This is a genomic window from Candidatus Sulfurimonas baltica (assembly GCF_015265455.1).
Lineage (GTDB): Bacteria > Campylobacterota > Campylobacteria > Campylobacterales > Sulfurimonadaceae > Sulfurimonas > Sulfurimonas baltica.
Genome location: NZ_CP054492.1, coordinates 681662 through 703238 on the forward strand (window position 1 = coordinate 681662; position 21577 = coordinate 703238).

Consider the following 21577-nt stretch of genomic DNA (forward strand, 5'->3'; position numbering starts at 1 on the left):
ACAATTATGAATAGTCAAAAATTTTATGATATGGTTGAAACGCTAATTACAGAGAATATGCGAACATATAGTTTAATATTAGGTGATCAAACAATTATGCTGGCAGAAGCAGAAGCATTAGAAGAAGAATTCAATACTGGCGAATTTACATTAAAAGATTTAAAACATAAATTAGAAATTAACCTTATTACTAATCAAGAATATGCAGAAAAAGCATACGGAGTTGAAGAAAGCAGATTTAAAGAGCTTGAATTAATATCATATGATTTGTGTTTAGAGCTTAAATGGTGTTTAGAACACAATGACGAGCTTGATACTTACAAAATGGATTTGAAAGAATTTTGCACCTATATGATAAGCGAAGTAAATATATTTGGAGACGTAAATGAGAAAGTTTTAAACTTCATAGATTATAACCGTGTATGGGATAGTTTATTGAGATTTGAATACAGCGAAATTCCAAAAGTAGGATATGTATATACCTCAATATAGGGTATATCTATTAAGAAAAGGAATGAGAAACTTATTATTAAAACAATTAAATCACATACACAATATTCTAAGAAATAATGGAATTATGAAAGGATATTTTTTTGAATGTGATTATAAAGAATTAGAACATAAAATACTTGAATATCAAATTTTAAGCAGTAAATTAATTATAGAAATTGAGAATTTTTTTATTAATTCACTTGAAAAAGAAATCAAGTTCTGGTCCAGTGAAGATATATTAAATACACATAGTGAATATATTGAATATTTAAAAGATTGTAAAAATAATTTTATGATTATATAAAGGAAAAAATAATGTCAGCGATAATAGATAGATATATAATAAATAATGTTGAATATGACAGAAGAGTTAAATTGACAGTAGAAGACAAAAAAGAGATTAAAACAGTTTATAAAGAGGGTATATTCTCTCAAAGAGAATTAGCAGAAATTTATAATGTAAGCAGAAGAAGTATTCAATTTGCGATTTCCACTGATAAATTAAAAGCAAATAAACAAAGACGTGCAGAAAGAGGCGGAAGTAAGCAATATTATAATAAAGAACAAAATTCTCAAACTCAAAGAGAACATAGAAAATATAAGAAAGAACTCTTAGCTTGTGGTATTGAACTAACAAGAGTTGCTTAAATCATATTAAAGGGTTTTTGATGGCGAATAAAGAAGAAGAGTTTATAACAACGGACCGTTTATACGAGGCTGGATATTTCAATAAAAAAGGTTATTTAAACAAAAGTCTAATATCAAAAATTAGTTTTTTTTCAATTATAATCAGCTTTATTTTTTTTAATTATATTGGAATATCTGGATACTATCTATTCTTAAAAGAAATTACTTTTAATGAATTTATTAATTATAGTTTTCAAGAAGAATTTATTGCAAACTCTGCTGTATGGTGGTTTGAAAAAGCGAAAAATATTTTAGTGGATAAAAACATAACATTTATATTTATTAATTTAATTTCTATAATGCTACCTATCATTTTTATATTTAAATGGATTAATAGTATTAGAAAAAAAGCAGAAGTTCAATCACGATTAGCCTCAAATAATTTAAACCAATATTTTTTATATAAGAATGATAAAAAAAACAACAGTTTTACTTTTAAATTAATAAAGGGAGAAACAGTAAATTTTGACGGCTTCAATAATATAAAAAATAAAGAAAATTTATGTCAATTTTTTGGATATTCAAGTATGGAAGCAAAAAGAGTAGAAGACAATAAAGTAATAATCGTGTTTAGTAATAAATTCCCAGCAATTGATAATGAAGAGGTAAAGGAATTGAATAAAAATATAGAACAATACGCAATGGCAGGATATATGACATTAGGTTATAGCAATATAAGCGATGAAGGTGCTATTGAAAAGAAAGTTGGAAATTTATTTATTAAATATTTACCATTAAGTGATTTAAACATTCATATAAAATTGATTGGAGCGAGCGGGTTCGGAAAAAGTGTGAATTTTGCAACATTTTTACGAAACTTTATAAATTCATTTAATGAAATTGACACTTTATTTATACACGATTTTAAAGGTATTGAAAGTTCAAGAATAGAAAAATTTATAGAACAATCAAGCCAAAAAGAAGAGCTTGAAAAAAGAATTATTTCTTCAACAACAATAGATGAGTTAGAAGATATTTTAGTGAAATTGAAAGTAGTTTACGAATATAGAAGAGTAGTTATGAGTGAAAATAATTGGCTAAATTATAAAGGTGGAAAAATTATTGTAATGATAGACGAATACAATATTGGTATGTCAGCATTAGAAAGCAAAAATAAATTTGAAAGGAAGAAAGGCGAACAAGTCGAAAGAATGATAAAAGACTTTTCAATGCTTTACAGAGCTATGAATATGTATTTAATCATAGTCGGACAATCAAATCAAGTCCAAGATAATTGGAGTTCAACATTAAATAAACAAACTTCTATTGGTTTTTTATTAAAAACTTCAAGTTATGTAGCAAATAGTTTTTGTAGTGAAGCTTATGAAAAAGGAATTGATTGTTCAAATTTCAATAAAGGAGAAGTCTTGTATTACAATGCGAATAACTCTATATATTTTAAGTTTTTAGCGGCATATTTAAATGAAAACTTCTTGTTTGATATGGGGAGAATAAATATTACTCAAAGAAAAGAGATTGATAATAATATGTTCAAGTTAGCAATACAATTAAAACAAAAATTAAAAAATGAAAACAAAGTATATTATGAAAAATTATTAAAAGCAGAAGAGATAAAAGAGGCAGATTATAAAAAACAAATAGACGACTTCAACGAAACTTTAACAAAAAATATTAATGAAATCAGTAATTATAAATTTTTAGTAAAAGAAAAAGATAATTTTAAATTTCTTAAAGAAGAAGAATTTGAAATTAATGAAGAAGAAGAGTATGAAACTGATAAACCAATCGAACAGCTCATTACAGAAACAGTTGAAAAAGAAGAAATAGTTGTAAAAATAGATATTAATCCTGATTTGAGAAGCTTAATAAAATTACATAAACAAAAGAAAACTAATGAGAGCATTATAGAAGCACAAAAGATTGACAATAGTAAAATTGAAAGTGAATTTGAAGAATTTAGTTTAGAGAGTTTTGAAGAAAAAGAAAAACAAGAATTTGAAATACAAAAGCTTGAAGATATAAAAGAGAAAAAAGAAGATATGTTGTTTGAAGAATTGGAACAATTAATTAATAATAATAAAAATGAAGACGGAACTATTCATAAAATAGATGATATTACAAATCTATTAAATGACTTGTAGAAAATGAAATTTATATAAGAAATTAAGAAATTTTTTTTAATTTCTTTATACTAACTATGCTTAATATAGAAATACTTTAAAAATCAAAGGAACAATTATGAAAATTACTAATTTAATGCAATATACAAAAATAAATAAAAAAGAATTAAAGAGTATGGTGATTCAAAGACTAATGTGCAAAGACAATGAAAGTGAATATTATTTTGAACTATATCAAGAAGAGGTTCGACAAACAAATTTCGAGGATAATAAATTTGAAGAATGGCTGGAAGAAGCATATTATAATTTAGATTATCTTGAAAATTTTGAATTATTGATTTTAGAAAATATAGCAAGTAATTTGTATTATTTAGATTAAGGAGAAAATATGGATAAGTATCAACAGCTTGAAAAAACAATTTTAGATTTAATACAAAACGATGATTTAGTTCAAGATCATTATGAAAAATTAAAAAATTTAGGTTTAAATATTATTAAGAATAATTTGCACTTGAAGATTGATTATAAAACTTTAAATAGCGAGTTATTAATTGATATTAAATTAGATAAAACAGCTAAATTTATGAATTATTATGATTTAGAAGAGATTGATTATGAGATTAAAGATTTTGAATTTACTATTGAAAATATTAAAATAAACAATGAGCACAGTGGCAGAAATAATATTATTAAAAAACTCCCAGAGAGTATGAAAGAAAATTTTCAAGATAGTGATCATAAAAGTAGTAATAAAGTTATTAAAACGATTGAAGAGCAAGTTAATAGTATTTTAATAGATTTGGAAAATGAATATAAAAATGTAGGAAATAAAATTAATGAATTACTGGAAAATAATTTTAGTGATTTAAAAGACAACAGTGAAGCAGATATTAAAGAGAAACTAAAAAACTTTATTAAGAGTTATAAGACACGAAGAACAAAAAAGTTTGTTAAATACACTATTAAAAATTCTATTATAAGCAAGCAAAGAGAATACACAGATAAATATGATAAATTGAAATATAATCTTGTCAATAGATTTTTAGCCAATGGCAAAAGTGTATCATTTAGTGAATGGAGAGACTTTTTTGTTGCAAAGACATTATATAAAGAAAAGGATTTAGCTGTTAAAAAATTATTAAAAGATATTAGCAATTATGTTGAGGGAATTATAGATGAAGAGTTTATACAATTGGCAACAGAAAATTATGAATTACAAAAAGAGATGAATAAGAGATTTAATGCAGAAATAGACGACATTGTAGAAGTTGATAAGCGAAGATTGTTAAATGAAAGCTGGAAGCAATGCAAAATATTATTTAATCGTGCTGGGTTATCTCAAACAGAATTTCAAAAATTTCAAAATAAATAAATAAAAAAGAGTGAAAAATGATTGCCAGGATTTATACATTGAATGAGTATTATAAAATATTTGAAGATATTTTTAATAATACAAATAATTATAAAAATAATGAATTCAGAAAATTAATTATAAGAATGTTTGAGATATTCAGAACTTATACTTATTTGGATAATGAATTAATAATTATAATCAATTCTGAAAAAGAGAAGATAAAAATTAGCAAAAATTTATTTGAGAGTTTTAAATTCATAAGAGAATTTTTAATTGCAAAAGAGATAGTTGATAGCGAGTTTAATAATTTAAAATATTTTACTAAAAAATACCAAAATAATTTTTATAATTATTATGATTTATATGTTGTTAATAATATATTGAATGAAAAAATAGAAAGTGAATGAATTAATGATTTATAAAACTACAATTGAAGATATTGAATTTAATAGAATTGCTCTATTGGAGATACAATTATTTAAAGAGGGTAAATCATTCCAAGAGATTAACAGAGTTATAAAAGCCCAAAAAGCAGTTGAAATTATTAGTGATAAAGAATATATTATTAGTGATAAATTCAATGAGAAACAACTTGAAGCCATTCAATACAATAAGAAAAATAATTTAATTGTAAGTGCTGGTCCAGGTTCAGGAAAAACTTCCGTATTCGTTGAGAGAATTAAATATATAACTAAGAAACTCAATGTAAAGAGTAGAAATATATTAGGTTTAACATTTACAGAAAAAGCAAGTAATGAATTTAAAGAAAGAAGTGATTTAGAATTAGAATATTTGGGAACTTTTCATAGTGTGTTTTTTAAGTTGCTTCAAGAATACGGCAATTATTTTAACTTTAAAATAATGAATGAAGAGAAGAATGAATATTATCTAAAAAATAATATGAATTTACCCGAATTTGAGAAAAAAGAATTTACTACAAAAATTGGAACTGCAATTAAGTTAGATAAATTCATTAACGAGCATTTAGAGCTTGTATTAGAGTGTAATACGATTAATGAATACTACGAGCTGTTAAATGATAAATTGACTGTTAAGACGAATTATACAGACACTAATATAATTAAAATATTTTTTGAGAAGAAAATAAAAAATAAGAAAATGAGTTTCAGCGATATTATCATATATACCTATCTTATGATTAAAAGCGATGCAGGGATACAAGAAAGATTAATTGAGCATTTTAATTATGTTCTTGTCGATGAATATCAAGATACTAATAATATTGTTTTAGAGATACTAAATTTAATAAGTCATAATAATTTATTTTTAGTTGGAGATATATATCAATCAATATACAGTTTCCAAGGTTCAAGTTTTGAAAAGTCGTTAACACTATTAGAAGATTTTGACGTGATCCAGTTGGATATAAATTACAGAAGCAGTAAAAATATAGTTGATTTTTCCAATAAATTTATTGATACAAATATGAAAGAGAAGTCGAATAAAATCAATGCAGTTAAAGAGAGCGGTTTAGTGGCGAATAAAAATATTAGTGTAATTGAGAATATTAGTGATTTTACAATTCCAGAACTAATTTATAGGAGTGGCAGAGAACTTAATGAAATATGTGTTTTGGCAAGAAATAATAATCACATAAAAGAGATTAAAGAGCAGTTCAATAAATGGAAAGTTCCATACAAATATAAGAATGAAAGAGAATTTGAATATTTTTTAGATGCAATCTTATTAATGTTTGCTGCTGGATACGAATTAAACGATATATATTTTAATAGATTTAGACTTACTGGCGACTATACAGCTCATAATATATTGGATATTTTAAGAGTAATTGAAATGATTATGAATAAAATGAATATAGTTGCTTATTTCTCAAATAGAGGACTTGAAGAAGATATGCAAGAGAAGTTTAAAAAGTGGAGCGATAAACAATTACAAGTTTTTAGTTCTGACAATAACTTAAATATTTATCTTGAAACACTTGAAAATAAGCTTGATTATTTTTTAGATAATGAATTATATATTGAAAAAAATGGTGTTAATATTATGACAATACATAAGTCAAAAGGTTTAGAATGGAATACTGTTATTTTATATAATCAAGAAGATGGCATATTCCCAATCAATAGAGAAGTTGAAGAGGAAAAAAGACTTTATTATGTGGCAATAACACGAGCAAAAGAAAATCTTATAATCACAAGTAAGCATAAAATTAATAGTTTTACAAGTGCTTTAATCAATGCTGGTTATATAGATAAAATATTTATTACTAAGCAAAAAAAATATGAACTTGATTTTGCGAGTTCTCACAGTGATATAATAAAATTTACGAACCGTAATGATTTAAAAATAGATTTTATACATTTAGATTTTGCAGAGTATGAGAAAAATTATAAATCAACCAGAAGAGCTGATATTATTGAAGATACTATTAGAAGCTATAACGAACACAAGCAGAGAAATATTGTTGATAATATTAATGCTATCACGATTGAAGATTTAGAAATAATGCTTTTGGATTTAGACAGCTTCAAACAAGAACACGGGATTGATAATCTTGACCTTAAATATGCAGTCGAAAATATTGATACTGCAAGAAGTCTATTTTTTGAGAAAGGAAAAATAAACAGTGATTATATTAACAATGACTTCACGGATATAGTTCATAAAATTATCAATTATCGCAATTGGGTGAGCGAAGAAAATATCAATGATATTTGGTTTGAAGAGAAACAAATTAAAATGTTTAAATCTATCGTAAAATTTGTAGTATCTAAAAAATATACTGATTTAACCAAGGATAGAGCTAAAAAATATATTCAAAAGAGAAGTGAGAATATTTATAATAAAGCTAAAAATTCCAAGTTAAACAGCTATCAAGATTTTGTGAATGATATGCTTAATCAATATTATACTAAGTCAAACGAGCAAAAGAGCTTTTTTACCCATAATGTCTTAGGAATGCATAATATCAATACCAATCTTCCAATGATTGATTTAACCAATAATAGATACGATAAATTAAAAGGCTCTGTTCTTGAAGATTTTAGTATAGATGCCAATGGATATTCATACAATAGAGAGATTTTAAAAGGGAGCTTTTTAAATCAAAACAAAACTATACAAGCACAGAAAAGATGGGCGAAATTAAAATATTTAGAATTTGCATATAGTGATAAAAGAGCTTTTTTCCTAACATTCACAAATAAAAGCATTTGGCATAAATGGAAAACTAAATATAAATCATTGAAAGAAGATCGCAAATACGGAGACAGTTCTATTTTAAAAGATAATGAGAACTTTGTAATGCAAGGCAATAATCTTCAAGAACATTTTATTAACTCAGCAAAAGAGATCAATAAAATTTGGACTTATTTTTATCAAATACTAAAAGCTGATATACAAAACTATAAGAAAAAAAATAAGCTTGAAGAGGAATTTGAAGTTGGTTTTTTTAGACAATTAGAAGCACATAAGAACCTTACAAGCCACGGACATATACTATTATTTGTCGATGAAGCAGTTAAAGGTGTTGTTAAAAATTCTATGTATAAAACTATTCAAGAATTTGGACTAAATGGTAAATTTCAAGATTTACAAGAGATTAAAAATCAAAGTGATGTTGAACCACTAAGTGAAGAAGAAACCACTAAATTAATTGAAGAACTAATGATTTTAAACGGTAAATTAGAAACTCAAACTAATAAAAAAAATCTTAAAGGTATCAAGACAAAAATTAAAAATATTAACAAAAGATTGAATAATAATTTTTCAATGCCATCAAGTTATATTGGGAAATATATGCTAAAAAATGCGTTTAAAAATGAGGAAGACGACCTATTGAATAGTAAAACATTAGAGTTCTTCAATGCCTGGGAAAGTATGATTGGTAACAAAGTGAAAATTACTGGTATGAGTAATTATAAGCACACTACACAAAAACATATTGATATTATGTATGGTTGGTTTCAAGAAAATGCACCAGAGGCGATTAGAGCAGTCAAGAGAACTGGAAAGCCTTTATACTATTGGTTGGAAAAACAAGAAATTAACGGTAATTTTACTTTTGGTTATGAAAGACAAATTAAAGAGAATTTTAAAAATTCTGATTTTATTAAAGACGTTGAATTAATTTTCAGTATGCTTAAAACTAACGAACTCACAATTAAAGAATTACAAAGTAGATTAGAGGAGAGTAATTTTAATATTAAAGATATTGAAAACGATATTTTACAAATGAAATTTCGAGAAATTATAAAAGACAGAACTGAAAATGAAAATTTTTTGTGGGAGTTGGCGACAAACTTTGTTTTAGGCAATCAAGAGAAGAGCAAATATATTAATATTCATACAAATAAAAAACTAATTAATGCAATAGTAGCTGATAAATTAATTTGTAAATATGAAAAAACAGCTTATGTAAAAGGGATAGAAGCTTATAGAGAAAAAATGAATAATCCACATATATCTTTTGCTCCAAGAGAATGGAGTTTTAAATGGACCTCATTTAATGGAAAATGGAATTTAAAAAGTGAAGTTTATTTTAATACACCAAATAGAAAGAGTTTAATATATGTAGAAGATATGTATATTAAAGGTTGGATTACGGCAAATGAGATTGTATCTAACAGCGAATTTGATACATACAGCTTTTTAAAAAATAGAATGGATAAGATAAAACACTATGATAATTATGCTCCAAATGTTGATGAGGCTATGAATAATTCTTTTAAAGAAGAGATTGATATATTTGAATTAATGCGTGAAAATAGGTTAATAGCCTAAAAATTTCCAAACTCAATTGCGGATAGATCTATCTACACTATAAAAATTCTTATAAATTAATTGTTATTGCCAAGTATGTCCTAATAATCTAAAATATTGCAGTGAATTTTATAGATATTTCTGCATATTTTTCGTGTTTATTTTAATATTTATTGATACATTGTTATTGGTTTGTGAAAATATAAGGGTTGGTTAATAAGGTATTCAAGGGGCTTCGCCCTCTTTGTGCCAATACCACAACTGACGGGGAATTGGTTTATTGCTTCGCAAAAACCAACCCCACCAGATTACGGATTGTCAAACACAACCCATTCATTATTGATTGGTTTGCTCTTTTAATTCAAGTTCTTTATTAATTTTACTCAAATATTCAAATAAATCTTTATCATTAGTATCAAGATATATATTCAAAATTCCGTTTAGTATCCGCTCATTATCAGCATATTTTTTATGCAAGTATCTTTGTCTTTTTGCATTTTTACTTATTGAAAAATCTATTGTTTTAACAATTTCTTTTTTAACTTCAATAATCGGTTTAGGTTCTTCTTGTTTTAATTTTTCAGCTTCACTTTTTTCTGTAATCAAAGTTTTATATTTATTAAATAATGAGAAGAATTTTTCTTCTAATGCGTCTCGATCAAAATTTTTAATTTGAAGTTTTAATTTTTCGTCTTCTGTTAGTTCTTTATTTGTTCCAAACATTTTTTTCCTTTCATAGTATTTGCCTATATAATTGATTATACGAAGATTTTTAAATTTTTTGTGTTAGAATAATAAATATAAATAAAAGGATATATGATGTCAGACAAAATCACAGTTCAATTAACAGAAGCAGAGCATAAAGTTTTTTTGAAATTTCAAGCGGAAGAAGCTCGAAAAGAAAATGAAAAAGAGATTGCTAAATCTGAAAAAAAGATTGAAAGTCTTGAAGCTAAACTTGCCGACGAGAAAGCAAATTTAAAAGCTTTAAAGGCTAAATAAAATAAATTAGATACACAAATTTAATATAGCTTAGAAGTTATAAAATATAATTATAAAATAATAGATTTTTTCTAATATGGTATAACAGAATTTGCATTCCCAAAATTATTAAATATATTACTGTTTAATGTATTTGTATCATTAGCAAGATTTTTATTTGAGAGATTAAGATAATCTTGCGTTTGTTTAACACTACTATGATTTAATAAAACCATAATATTGTATATTGATGCTCCTTGTTCAGCTAATGAAGTTGCTATTGACCTACGGATTGAATGAAAGTTGATAACTAAATCCCTATCTTGATTATTCTGCTTGTTTAAGTTTTTATTAAATAATTTATCCATTATAGTATAGACAGTTTTAGGAACTACCGTTAGTGGTTGTGGAGGGGTTCTCCTTCTCCTTGGATCAATAGGTCGAATTAAATATTCATCATTTTCATAATTTACTAAAACCTTGGTTTCTAACCAATTTACAGCCTCGTCATTTAATGCTATTCTATATCTTTTTGAATTTGTTTTGAAATTATTTAGAGTAATTTCTTTTTTATCTATGTCAATATCTTTTTTTCTAATGTTTAATATAGTGTTAGAACGACCAGCAGTTAATACAGCGAGATATACTGATAGATAAACATTGGGATTTTTTGTGTGTGCTTTACAAGTTTCTAATAATAATTTAATTTCTTCTATTGAGAGTGAATTTTCTCTGACTTTTTTTGGATTTTTAAAAATAGTATTTTGAAATGGGTTTTTAATATCTATGATTTGATTTCTTATAGCATAGTTGATTATACTTTTTATTTTAGTTATAAGGTCATAAGTAGATTTTTCAGCTAAGTTCTTAGTAGGTAAATAGCTCTTAGTATATTTTAATATATCTGATTTTAATATCTTATTCACAGGAATTGAAGCTAACTCACTGTCTCTTATATTTTTGTTATATTTTAATACTTCTTTATGTAAATTATACAACTTAGTTTGAACTACTCTATTTTCTTGAAATTCTTTTTCTTTTTTTAAATAATTGTATTTTTGTTTCAACATTATAGTCATATCTGTTTTTTTACTTTCAAAGAATAAGGCGGCTAATTCATTTAATGTTAAGTAATTTGTAGTTAAATCGTTTTCAATTGTATTTGAAGAATTATCTATAATAATTTCTTTTTCTTCTTTTTCTATTGGTATATTTACACCGTGTAAGCTTGATTTAAACTTATCCATTAAAACAAGAGCCTCTGTAATGTGCTTATTTATATGCTTATCTTTTGTCATTAAAACTTTTCGTTTAGCTTTACTGTTATTATCACGATAAGTAGCTGAATAAGAAAACTTTCCAGTATTTAATTTTTTAATAGATATTCCTTGTCCAACCGAAGTTATAGCCCCAATTTGCAATGTGTTAAAATCCATTTACAATCCTTTAAATTAATTAGATTGATTATAGCATAAAAGACGACAAAAAGACGACAAAAAAATGAAAAAAAAGCTATAATTGAGGAATTTATATTATTAAAGCACTTATTATATAGATATGTAGAGAGTTCGAACCTCTCCTCGTCCACCACTGAAGAAACTTTATTTTTTACTACACTCCCCTTAAAACAATTTTTATTCCGCACTTGTACTTGAGTACAATATACAATTTTTTAAAATTATCATACTATATACACAATAAACTATATTTATGGAGTGTTACATGTCTAATATAATAGGAAAAATCATAAGCCTTGATGGTACTTTTTATGCAAAAGGAACAGATGGTTCTCTTCAAGAAGTTTCAAAAGGTTATGAAATTTTAGAAGGTCAAACTGTTTTTGGTGATAAAAGTAATGCTTCTATTAATAGTGCTATAGTTTCAATGACTGATGGCAGCGATATGGTTATATTAGGTCATGACAAACAGTTGTTTGATGCATCTCTTACTCAGCAGGAGTTTGCAGTAGAAGAAACTGTCACAAGTAAAGACTCAATTGCGGCTATGCTAGAAGAAAATGGTGATGTTGACGATGCAGATGATATAGAAACTGCAGCTGGTGAAGGCGCTTCAGCTGAGTCTACAGAAGGTGGAGAAGCAGACTTTGCAGATGTTAATAATGCAAGCACTGATGTAAATGCAGATCTTCGTGAGCGTGCTTTTGGAGATGATGAAGTAAAATTAGAAGAAGGTCTTGGTGAAGAAGTTCGCCGCTCAGCGTCTACAACAACTCCACCGCCTGAGACAGATGCAGAAGCAGTTACAATCTCAATCGTAGCGACAGATGCAGATGGTAATATATTAGCTGACTCAACAGTTGCAGAGGGTGATACAGCTTACTATAAACTAGTTGCAAAAGACCCAGCTGGTAATATTATCGATGGAGCAACAGGTACAGCAGATGTAGCATTTACAGATGGAACTGCTACTAATGCAGATTACTCAGCTGCAAATATCACAGCTAAAGCATTAAATACAGTATTTAGTGCAAACGCATTAGATGATTACTTAGCAGATAACGGTGAGAATTTCAATGTAACAATCTCAAATCCTGTAGCAGCTGCATATGAGACAGTAGCACTAGGTACTTCTTCAGTAGTTACAACAATTACAGATAATTCAACTACAACAACTCCACCGCCTGAGACAGATGCAGAAGCAGTTACAATCTCAATCGTAGCGACAGATGCAGATGGTAATATATTAGCTGACTCAACAGTTGCAGAGGGTGATACAGCTTACTATAAACTAGTTGCAAAAGACCCAGCTGGTAATATTATCGATGGAGCAACAGGTACAGCAGATGTAGCATTTACAGATGGAACTGCTACTAATGCAGATTACTCAGCTGCAAATATCACAGCTAAAGCATTAAATACAGTATTTAGTGCAAACGCATTAGATGATTACTTAGCAGATAACGGTGAGAATTTCAATGTAACAATCTCAAATCCTGTAGCAGCTGCATATGAGACAGTAGCACTAGGTACTTCTTCAGTAGTTACAACAATTACAGATAATTCAACTACAACAACTCCACCGCCTGAGACAGATGCAGAAGCAGTTACAATCTCAATCGTAGCGACAGATGCAGATGGTAATATATTAGCTGACTCAACAGTTGCAGAGGGTGATACAGCTTACTATAAACTAGTTGCAAAAGACCCAGCTGGTAATATTATCGATGGAGCAACAGGTACAGCAGATGTAGCATTTACAGATGGAACTGCTACTAATGCAGATTACTCAGCTGCAAATATCACAGCTAAAGCATTAAATACAGTATTTAGTGCAAACGCATTAGATGATTACTTAGCAGATAATGGTGAAAACTTTAATGTAACTATCTCAAACCCAGTAGCTTCTGCATATGAGACAGTAGCACTAGGTACTTCTTCAGTAGTTACAACAATTACAGATAATGATGTACTTCCTGAAGCTAAAAATGATACATTCACAGCAACTGAAAATGGAACAGAGTCTGTTTCATCTGAAGATAGTGTTGATACAATTAAGGCTAAAGATGATGGACAACAAGCATCTGGAAATATTTTAGCAAATGACACAACAAATAACGATTTAGCTAAAGTAACTAGTGTTACGGTTGATGGTACCCTCCATACTTTACCAACAGATGGAACAGATACTTCTGTTATAGGTGATTATGGTACTTTAACTATTAACAATACAGGTGCATTTACTTTTGCTGTTAATGAAACAAATTCAACTGTGGATGCACTTAATGGTAATGTTAATGTAGTGCAAACTTTAGATATAGATATTGGATACACAATCAGCGATGGTGTTAATGATCCCAGTTCTGCTACTTTAACTGTAAATATAGAGGGAAGAGATGACGCACCAGTTATAAACTCTATTATTGCAAACAATCAGCCTTTACATGTAGTATCTGGATTGTTAGATGTTGATGGTAATGATATTGTAGATACTTTAAGTGCAGCTGATTTAACTGTTCAGGATAAAGGTATTATTTTCAATGCAGAAAATGGCAATCTAAACATAGATATGGGGACAGGTGGTTCTAGTATGTCTGTTGAATATAATGGCGGTCAAGCTGGTTACAATAATGCTATAGGATATTATACTACGGGTGAAAACTCTCAAGCTGGAATTATATATGCGGAACAAGGCAATACGAAAGGAACACAATCTATTAGTGCTGGTACATTAAATGGATTAGAAGGTAATGTTGTTTTCTTTGTTATTCCTAACGGAAAAACTAATGGCGTAACAACTGATAGTACAATCACTGTTAATGATGATGGTTTTATATCTGTAGATGGTAAACCAACTACAGCATACTATAGTGATAATAGTTTAAATGCAGGTGGATATGACCATGTAGTAGCTGGAATGGCCCCTGATGGGAAAGGGTTAGTTTTAGGATTTGAAGATCTTCCTTCTCTGGGCGATAGAGATTATGATGATGTTGTTATTACTATCAATACTTGTAATACTTTAGGAACAGGTGAAGCTTACTTTGTTGATTTAGGTAACATTTCTGATTCTAATCAACAGTACGCTTGGACTGTAGATGGCGACAACAGTAATAAAGCAACTTGGAACAACGTAGACAGTAATGGAAATGGTATAAATATTTATGCGCTAAATTTTGACGGATCTACAGGTTCGGTACTTAATGATGGAAATTATCAACTTGGTGTTGAAGGGAGTAGAAGTACTGGAAATCAAGTTCCTAATCAATTACACTATGATGAAGTTACTGATCAGTCACAAGCTATTGTTATAGAACTTGAAGGTAACTTAAATCATGCAGAATTCCAATTTACAAGACTTATAGATAGTGAAAATGAACAAGGTCATTATACTACTTACAAAAATGGAGTGCTTGTTAGTGAAGGTGATTTAAATGGAAGTGGATTGGGCAATAATCCTACATTTACAATTGATACTGGTGATAATGTTTTTGATAAAATTGTGTTTACGGCTGTTCAGTATGATACTGGGGCTAATAGCAATTCAGATACATCAGATTATTACTTACAATCATTTAAAGGGAGTGGACCAGCGTCAGCAAATGGTGCAAATACAATTCTCAAAGACATAAACCTTAGTGATGTAGATGATGCGAACTTAGAAAGTGCAACTGTAACTCTTACCAACTTTAAAGCTGGCGATGTAATAAGCGCAGATGATTTACCAAATGGTATTACTGCTACTGTTGCTGATGGAGTTGTAGAATTAACAGGAGCTGCGAGAGTAGCTGATTATGAAGCAGCACTTGAGTCATTAACATTTGAAAGCAACAGTACAGACAGAGAGGTTAGAAATTTTGAATTTACTGTAAATGATGGCGATAAAACTAGCAATACAATGGTTGTTAAAGTAGATATTGGTGGATGTAGTTTAAATATAGGAGATTACAACAGCACACCAACATCTACAGATGATAGTATTTCAACTCCTGAAGATACGTATTTAATCATTGCGTTAAGTGACTTTGGAACATATCAAGATGCAAATTTGGACACTTTTAGCGATGTGAAAATTACAACATTGCCAACAAATGGAACATTAACACTTAATGGAGTTGATGTTACTTCTGGGCAAGAGATTTCTGTTAGTGATATTGAAGCAAGTAAATTGATATTTACTCCTTCTCATAATACAGATGCAGACGGTTCGTTTGACTTTAAAGTAAGTGATGGAACTAATTGGAGTGATACTCATACTACTACTATAGAAGTTATCGCCGTGTCGGATGCTCCAACTCTTTCAGTTGTAGTTGGTGAAGCAGTTCTAGAATCAGCTAGTAGCTTTACTGCTCATGCATATGAAGGAAATGGATTTAATAGTTGGGAGAGCAATGGTAATACTACAAGTTCTCAAGCACAAGTTTCTTATGAAGATGACCTTGGATATGGAGTGAGTAACAAAAATACTAATCATGGTTCTCAAGATACAGCTTTAGAGAATAATGAATCACTGTTATTAGATTTTGGAAAATCTGAAGGTATCACTGTTACACTGAATTCAGCAAATAATGGAACACAATTCTTTGGAAACTGGATTGCATATGATGAAAATAGATTAAAAGTAGCAAATGGTGAGTTTAATACAACTGACGCTAGTTTAGATTTAGTTATTAATCCAGATGCAACATTTAGATATGTTGCTTTTGATGCGGGTAATGTAACTGGAACAGATAATAAGGATAGTAATTCTGGCTTTTATGTTGAACCTGTTGAAATAACTACAAGTACAGCAATTACAAATGACACTACATATACATACTCAGTGGCTATCAACGCAGCGCTTACAGATACCGATGGAAGTGAGAGTTTAGGTTTTATTACAGTAGATAGATTGCCAGATGGTGCAACTTTAACTTCTGGAACTGGTATCGCTGATAATAACGATGGAACTTATACTATAGATTTGGCTACTGTTACTAAAGATGCAGATGGTGTAGTACAATTATCAATGACATCGGGCAGCCCATTAGACCCATCAGCTATAAACGATATCACTGCAAGTGTAACATCAACAGAACGTGATGGTGAAGATAGCTCAACAACTGAAGCAACAGCTCATTTAGAAGTAAATGGTACTGATGGCTCAGATTATGATGATTATATTCATTCTGGGACAGGTGCTGACACTATAAACGCAGGTGCTGGAGAAGACATTGTAGTATTTGATGCACAAGATACTGTAGATGGTGCAGACGGATATGATACCATTCTCATAACAGGTGAAGAAAATATAAATTTTAGTGGACTAAATGATAATATTCATAATATAGAAGCTATTGAGCTAGGCGATGGTAAACAAAATATTTCTATTTCTCTTGATGATGTGCTAATTATGACAGATACTGATAATATACTTCGTATAGATGGGGATGCACAAGATCATGTATCTTTAGATACGACAACTAGTGATGGATCAGGTGAATGGACTTTAGGAGAACATATTGTTGATTCTGAAACACACCAAGCATATAATCAATATACTGGAACAGGAGATGACGGTAGCTCTGTAGTTTTAGAGATAAGTACAAGTATTCAGGTAGATGAGAGCTAAGGCAAATTAAGATATTTACATGTAGATTTTAAATCTACAAGTAAGACTATTTAAGAAGAAGTATTAACGAAACTCTATCATTTACATGTAGCTTAGAAAAAATAGAACTTACATGTGCTTTGACAGTCCTTGTTGTTATGTTAATCGCTGAAGCTATTGCATCATTAGTTAGTCCATTAAGCATTAAGTAAATAACTTCTAGTTCTTTAGCTGATAGTCTATTTTCTACTAGTTGTAAAGCATCACTGTTTAGAGATTCTTTATTTGTTGTTTTAACCAATGCCGCTGTAAGTTCAGGGTATGTCCATATATTGCCATAAGTTACTGTTTCAAGCATCTGTTTGTAGTGCTGAGATAGCATTCTTGAATTACCATATGCTTTTATACCATGACGTATAAGCATTTTACCAGTTGCAATTTCAGGCACTCTTTCAAGTACTATTAAATTTTTAGGAAGAGAGTATGATGAAATTAAGTTGTTTATTTCAGATGCAACGCTATCGTAATCAGCAATTAGAATAATATTTTTATTATCTTCTAGTTTATCAATTAAAGAGTCAGTATCTTGACATGTATCTGCGTGATGAATACCATGTCTTTTTACCCATTCATCAATAGTATCCATATTTGAGCTAAAAAGTATTATTTTCATATTATCTCTCTGAAAAAACATATTGTTTTGATTTTAGAATAGGTTTTAAAATATATTGCATGACTGTTTTTTGTCCAGTTATTATATCAACACTTGCAGTCATTCCAGGTATAATCATCAGTGGATGATTCTCTGTTCCCAAGTAGTTTTTCTCGGTTACTACATGTATAATATAAAAAGTATTTTCTTTGCTGTCTGTTATGGTATCTGGAGATATATTTACAACTTTACCAATTAGTCCACCATGTATTGCAAAGTCATACGCTGATACTTTTACTCTTGCTTGAGCTCCTGGGTGCAAAAATGCAATATCGCTTGGTTTTATCTTAATCTCTAAGTATAGCTTTTTGTTTGTTGGGACTATTTCAACTAAGTCAGCACCAGGTTGAATTACTCCACCAACTGTATTTATAAATAATTTTTGAACGATTCCATCAACAGGTGACTTTACCATTGTTCTTTCAACTTGATCACTGTATGCAACTTGCTGAGTTTTAAGTCTGGAAATTTCAGCTGTGACCTCATTTAACTCTTTTTTTGCATCGTTTATAAATACCTGCTTTGATTCTTCTCTTTTGTTTATAACTTCTTCAATCGCAGAGGAGAGTCTTGGAAGAGAAAGTTTTGCTGCTTCTATGTCATTTTCTATACCGTTTGCTTCTCTTTTAAGCTTTAAAAAATCGACCTTTGATTTAACACCCTCTTTTACCATTGGTGCTGTCATTTCAATCTCTTCTGTCACAAACTCCAGCGATTTTTCAAGAGAGTAAACTCTGGCACTTGCTTCTTTATAGGCCTGTTTTTTTTGTTCTATTTGGTTGACAAATGAGCTGTCTTTTGCAATAAACTCTTTTTTATTTGAGTTGTATAAATTTTGGGAGAGTTTTATTTGCTTTTGAAATTCCGGGTCTTCTACCACAGGTGAAACAAATTCAAGTTGATTAGCTTGAGCGTAGAGTCTTATTTTTTTAGCCTCTAATTCGTAGTAGTTCATCTCGTTTGTGCGAGATGTAGACGTTGACTTGGCATTGTTTATTTTTAAAATAACTTCGCCGGCTTTAACTATTTGACCCTCTTGAACTAAAATAGATTCAACTATTCCCCCTTCAAGATTTTGAATTATTTTATTTTGTCCATAAGGAATGACATCGCCGTCCCCTCTTGTAATCTCATCTATTTCTGCCAGAGATGCCCAAGTTAAAAATGCGATAACAGTTAAAAGCCATATCTTTACTACTCTACTCATTTTAGAAGGTGTCTGTTCTAGAACAGCAGCACTAAGGCTGTTCATGAAGCTGTAGTCATTTTTTGTGTATTCTATAGGTTTATTATTTTTGCTCAATATTTTTCCCTTCGTCAGTATCTTTCTTTTTTGTTTGTAGTTGTTTTAGAGCTTCATCTTTTGGAGCGTCTATATATATCTTCCCTTCATTAATCACTATTACTCTATCTACTATTTTTAGTAGAGTCATTTTTTGAGTTACATATAATGATGTTTTATTTATTGTATTTTTAGATAGATTGTCCAATAGTTTTGCCTCAGTAATTTGATCCATAGCGTTGCTCGGTTCATCCATTAACATAATAGGAGACTCAATTAAAAATGCACGGGCGATTCCAATACTTTGTCTTTGACCACCCGAAAGACCTTGCCCTCTCTCACCAATTGGCATTTCATAACCTTTAGGGTGTTTTCTAATAAATTCTGAAGTACCACTGATGTTTGCCGCTCTAATCATGTCGGAATCACTAGCGTGTGTAGCACGATATGTAATGTTGTCTTTTACTGTTCCACGAAATAGCATTATGTCTTGAGAAACATAGCCAATGTTTTTTCGTAAATCTGCAGGGTCTACTTGTTTAATATCTATGCCATCTATAAGTATTTGACCAGAACTAGGTTCGTAAAGACCAAGTATTAGTTTTTGAATTGTACTTTTTCCTGAACCGATACGACCAATAATTGCAACATGTTCACCAGGATTTATTACAAATGAGATATTTTTAAGCGCAGGAATGTCGGTTCCTGGATATGCAAATGTAACATCTACAAACTCTATATGACCTGTAAATTCAGGTCTTTCAAGAAATTTTTTACCTTTTGGTCTTTCACTTGGTTGAGAAATTATTTCATTTAATGTTTCATAAGATGTTTTTGTATCTTCATAATTTGTTAAAAGTGCTGCAACTTGCCCCATTGGAGCTAATGTTCTTGATGTAAGAATAACTATGGCGATAAGTCCACCCATTGATAACTCAAATGCTTGTATGAGGTAAACACCATACACTATAATCATTACGGTATTTAGTTGAATAAAAAGTTGAGTAATAGTTGGAATAGAAGCTGATAATAAACGAGATTTTAGACTTTTTTCTGCAATCTCCCCCGTTGACTCTTCCCACTTCCATTGAACTTGATTTACTGTACCAAGAGTTTTTAGTGTTTCTATATTATTTAGAGTTTCTATGAGTATAGAACTCTTTTTGGCACTAGCTGCATGAGTGCTTTCAATACTATCGCGAAGTGGTTTTTTAATAAAAAAAGCATAACTTAGAATAAGTAACATTGTAACAATAGGAACAAAAACAATTCCACCGCCGATATACCAGATAACTATTAAAAATATTACAGCAAAAGGTAAATCAATTATAGCTGCCATAGTGGCATTTGTTAAAAAGCTTCTAATGCTGTCAAAATCTTTTATGTTGCTGGCAAATGAGCCAACGGAAGATGGATGATTTTCCATCTTAAGGTCTAAAACTTTCTCAAACACAATTGAGGACATAATAATATCACTCTTTTTTGCAGCACTCTCAAGAAGATATGTCCTGGTAAATTTTAAAAATGTATCAAGGATATATATAATACTTACACCAATTGCAAATACCCACAGCGTTTCAATAGCGTTGTTTGGAACTACTCTGTCGTAGACATTCATGGTAAACAGAGGTGAAGCCAATACAAAAAGATTTATAAGCAGTGAAGCATATAAAACATCTTTGTATGTTTTTGCAGATAATTTTATTGTGCTCCAAAACCAATGCTTTTGATTTAGATGGAGTGTTTTAAGTGGATCATCACTGTATTCAAAAGCTTTTTTTATCATAAATCCAAAGCCAATATATTCATCCTGAAGTACATCGGTATCAACCCACTGCTCAATTGCCTCTTCGGCTGGCATTATTATTTTAACTTGAGTTTTATCTTCATTAAATCTGTCTAAAATGCAGGCACCCTGATTTGAGAGTAATATAATCATAGGAAGTTGCAGAGGAGATATCTGAGAGAGTGGTCTCCTAATCAGAGATGATTTAAGCCCAGCTCTCTCAGCTGCACGTGAAAAAAGCCCTTTTGCGTTATTTATTGAAAAGAGTTCTGGAGCATCTCTTCCTACTTCTATGGGCAAGCCGGCAGTCAGAGCTTCTGCTGAAAATGGCTTATGGTAAAGTTTTGTAAATAGAACCAAGCATTCAAGCAAGGAGTCCATTCTTAAATTTTCACTGCTTGTTAAAAGCATT

The 21577-nt window shown here is 29.4% G+C and carries 15 protein-coding genes; 10 read left to right on the forward strand and 5 right to left on the reverse strand.

From position 1 onward, the window contains the following. Positions 1–6 precede the first annotated feature (6 nt). The 8 genes from HUE88_RS03380 (at position 7) to HUE88_RS03415 (ending at position 9378) form a co-directional block, all read left to right on the forward strand. Positions 7–492, forward strand: coding sequence for a hypothetical protein (locus tag HUE88_RS03380; RefSeq protein WP_194371072.1), 486 nt, complete (start codon positions 7–9; stop codon positions 490–492). 85 nt (positions 493–577) lie between these two features. Then, the gene (locus HUE88_RS03385) at positions 578–796 is read left to right on the forward strand and encodes a hypothetical protein (RefSeq protein WP_194371074.1); all 219 of its coding nucleotides are present in this window, start codon (positions 578–580) and stop codon (positions 794–796) included. Between the two features lie 11 nt (positions 797–807). Next, on the forward strand, positions 808–1140 hold the full coding sequence (locus HUE88_RS03390) for a hypothetical protein (protein WP_194371076.1): 333 nt from the start codon (positions 808–810) through the stop codon (positions 1138–1140). Positions 1141–1160: 20 nt separating this feature from the next. Continuing rightward, positions 1161–3281, forward strand: a complete 2121-nt coding sequence (locus HUE88_RS03395) for a hypothetical protein (protein ID WP_194371078.1) — start codon at positions 1161–1163, stop codon at positions 3279–3281. A gap of 97 nt (positions 3282–3378) precedes the next feature. Then, positions 3379–3639, forward strand: a complete 261-nt coding sequence (locus tag HUE88_RS03400; RefSeq protein WP_194371080.1) for a hypothetical protein — start codon at positions 3379–3381, stop codon at positions 3637–3639. A 9-nt stretch (positions 3640–3648) separates the two neighbouring features. Continuing rightward, positions 3649–4632, forward strand: a complete 984-nt coding sequence (locus HUE88_RS03405; protein ID WP_194371082.1) for a V-type ATP synthase subunit I domain-containing protein — start codon at positions 3649–3651, stop codon at positions 4630–4632. A gap of 17 nt (positions 4633–4649) precedes the next feature. Continuing rightward, a complete protein-coding gene (locus HUE88_RS03410; RefSeq protein WP_194371084.1) occupies positions 4650–5021 on the forward strand; it encodes a hypothetical protein in 372 nt (123 codons plus the stop codon). Between the two features lie 4 nt (positions 5022–5025). Then, complete coding sequence (locus HUE88_RS03415; RefSeq protein WP_194371086.1) at positions 5026–9378, forward strand: ATP-dependent helicase; 4353 nt, start codon at positions 5026–5028, stop codon at positions 9376–9378. Positions 9379–9693: 315 nt separating this feature from the next. Here HUE88_RS03415 and HUE88_RS03420 read toward each other — a convergent pair whose 3' ends face one another. Then, entirely contained in the window at positions 9694–10080 is a 387-nt protein-coding gene (locus HUE88_RS03420) for a hypothetical protein (protein ID WP_194371088.1), read from the reverse strand. 96 nt (positions 10081–10176) lie between these two features. Here HUE88_RS03420 and HUE88_RS03425 point away from each other — a divergent pair, with 96 nt between their 5' ends. Continuing rightward, positions 10177–10359 carry a hypothetical protein gene (locus HUE88_RS03425; protein WP_229860141.1) on the forward strand — a complete coding sequence of 61 codons (183 nt, stop codon included), beginning with the start codon at positions 10177–10179 and terminating at the stop codon, positions 10357–10359. 71 nt (positions 10360–10430) lie between these two features. Here the strand turns inward: HUE88_RS03425 and HUE88_RS03430 are convergent, their stop codons facing one another. Next, positions 10431–11774, reverse strand: a complete 1344-nt coding sequence (locus HUE88_RS03430; protein WP_194371092.1) for a tyrosine-type recombinase/integrase — start codon at positions 11772–11774, stop codon at positions 10431–10433. Between the two features lie 286 nt (positions 11775–12060). Between HUE88_RS03430 and HUE88_RS03435 the strand changes: the two genes are divergently transcribed. Then, positions 12061–17406, forward strand: a complete 5346-nt coding sequence (locus HUE88_RS03435; protein ID WP_194371094.1) for a beta strand repeat-containing protein — start codon at positions 12061–12063, stop codon at positions 17404–17406. A 46-nt stretch (positions 17407–17452) separates the two neighbouring features. Here the strand turns inward: HUE88_RS03435 and HUE88_RS03440 are convergent, their stop codons facing one another. From HUE88_RS03440 to HUE88_RS03450, 3 genes are read right to left on the reverse strand one after another with little or no spacing between them, the layout of a single operon-like run. Then, the gene (locus tag HUE88_RS03440; protein ID WP_194371096.1) at positions 17453–18058 is read right to left on the reverse strand and encodes a response regulator transcription factor; all 606 of its coding nucleotides are present in this window, start codon (positions 18056–18058) and stop codon (positions 17453–17455) included. A 1-nt stretch (position 18059) separates the two neighbouring features. Then, the gene (locus HUE88_RS03445) at positions 18060–19400 is read right to left on the reverse strand and encodes an HlyD family type I secretion periplasmic adaptor subunit (protein ID WP_194371098.1); all 1341 of its coding nucleotides are present in this window, start codon (positions 19398–19400) and stop codon (positions 18060–18062) included. After that, a complete protein-coding gene (locus tag HUE88_RS03450; protein WP_194371100.1) occupies positions 19387–21576 on the reverse strand; it encodes a type I secretion system permease/ATPase in 2190 nt (729 codons plus the stop codon). Before HUE88_RS03450 ends, HUE88_RS03445 begins: the two co-directional genes overlap by 14 nt. Position 21577: the final 1 nt, after the last annotated feature.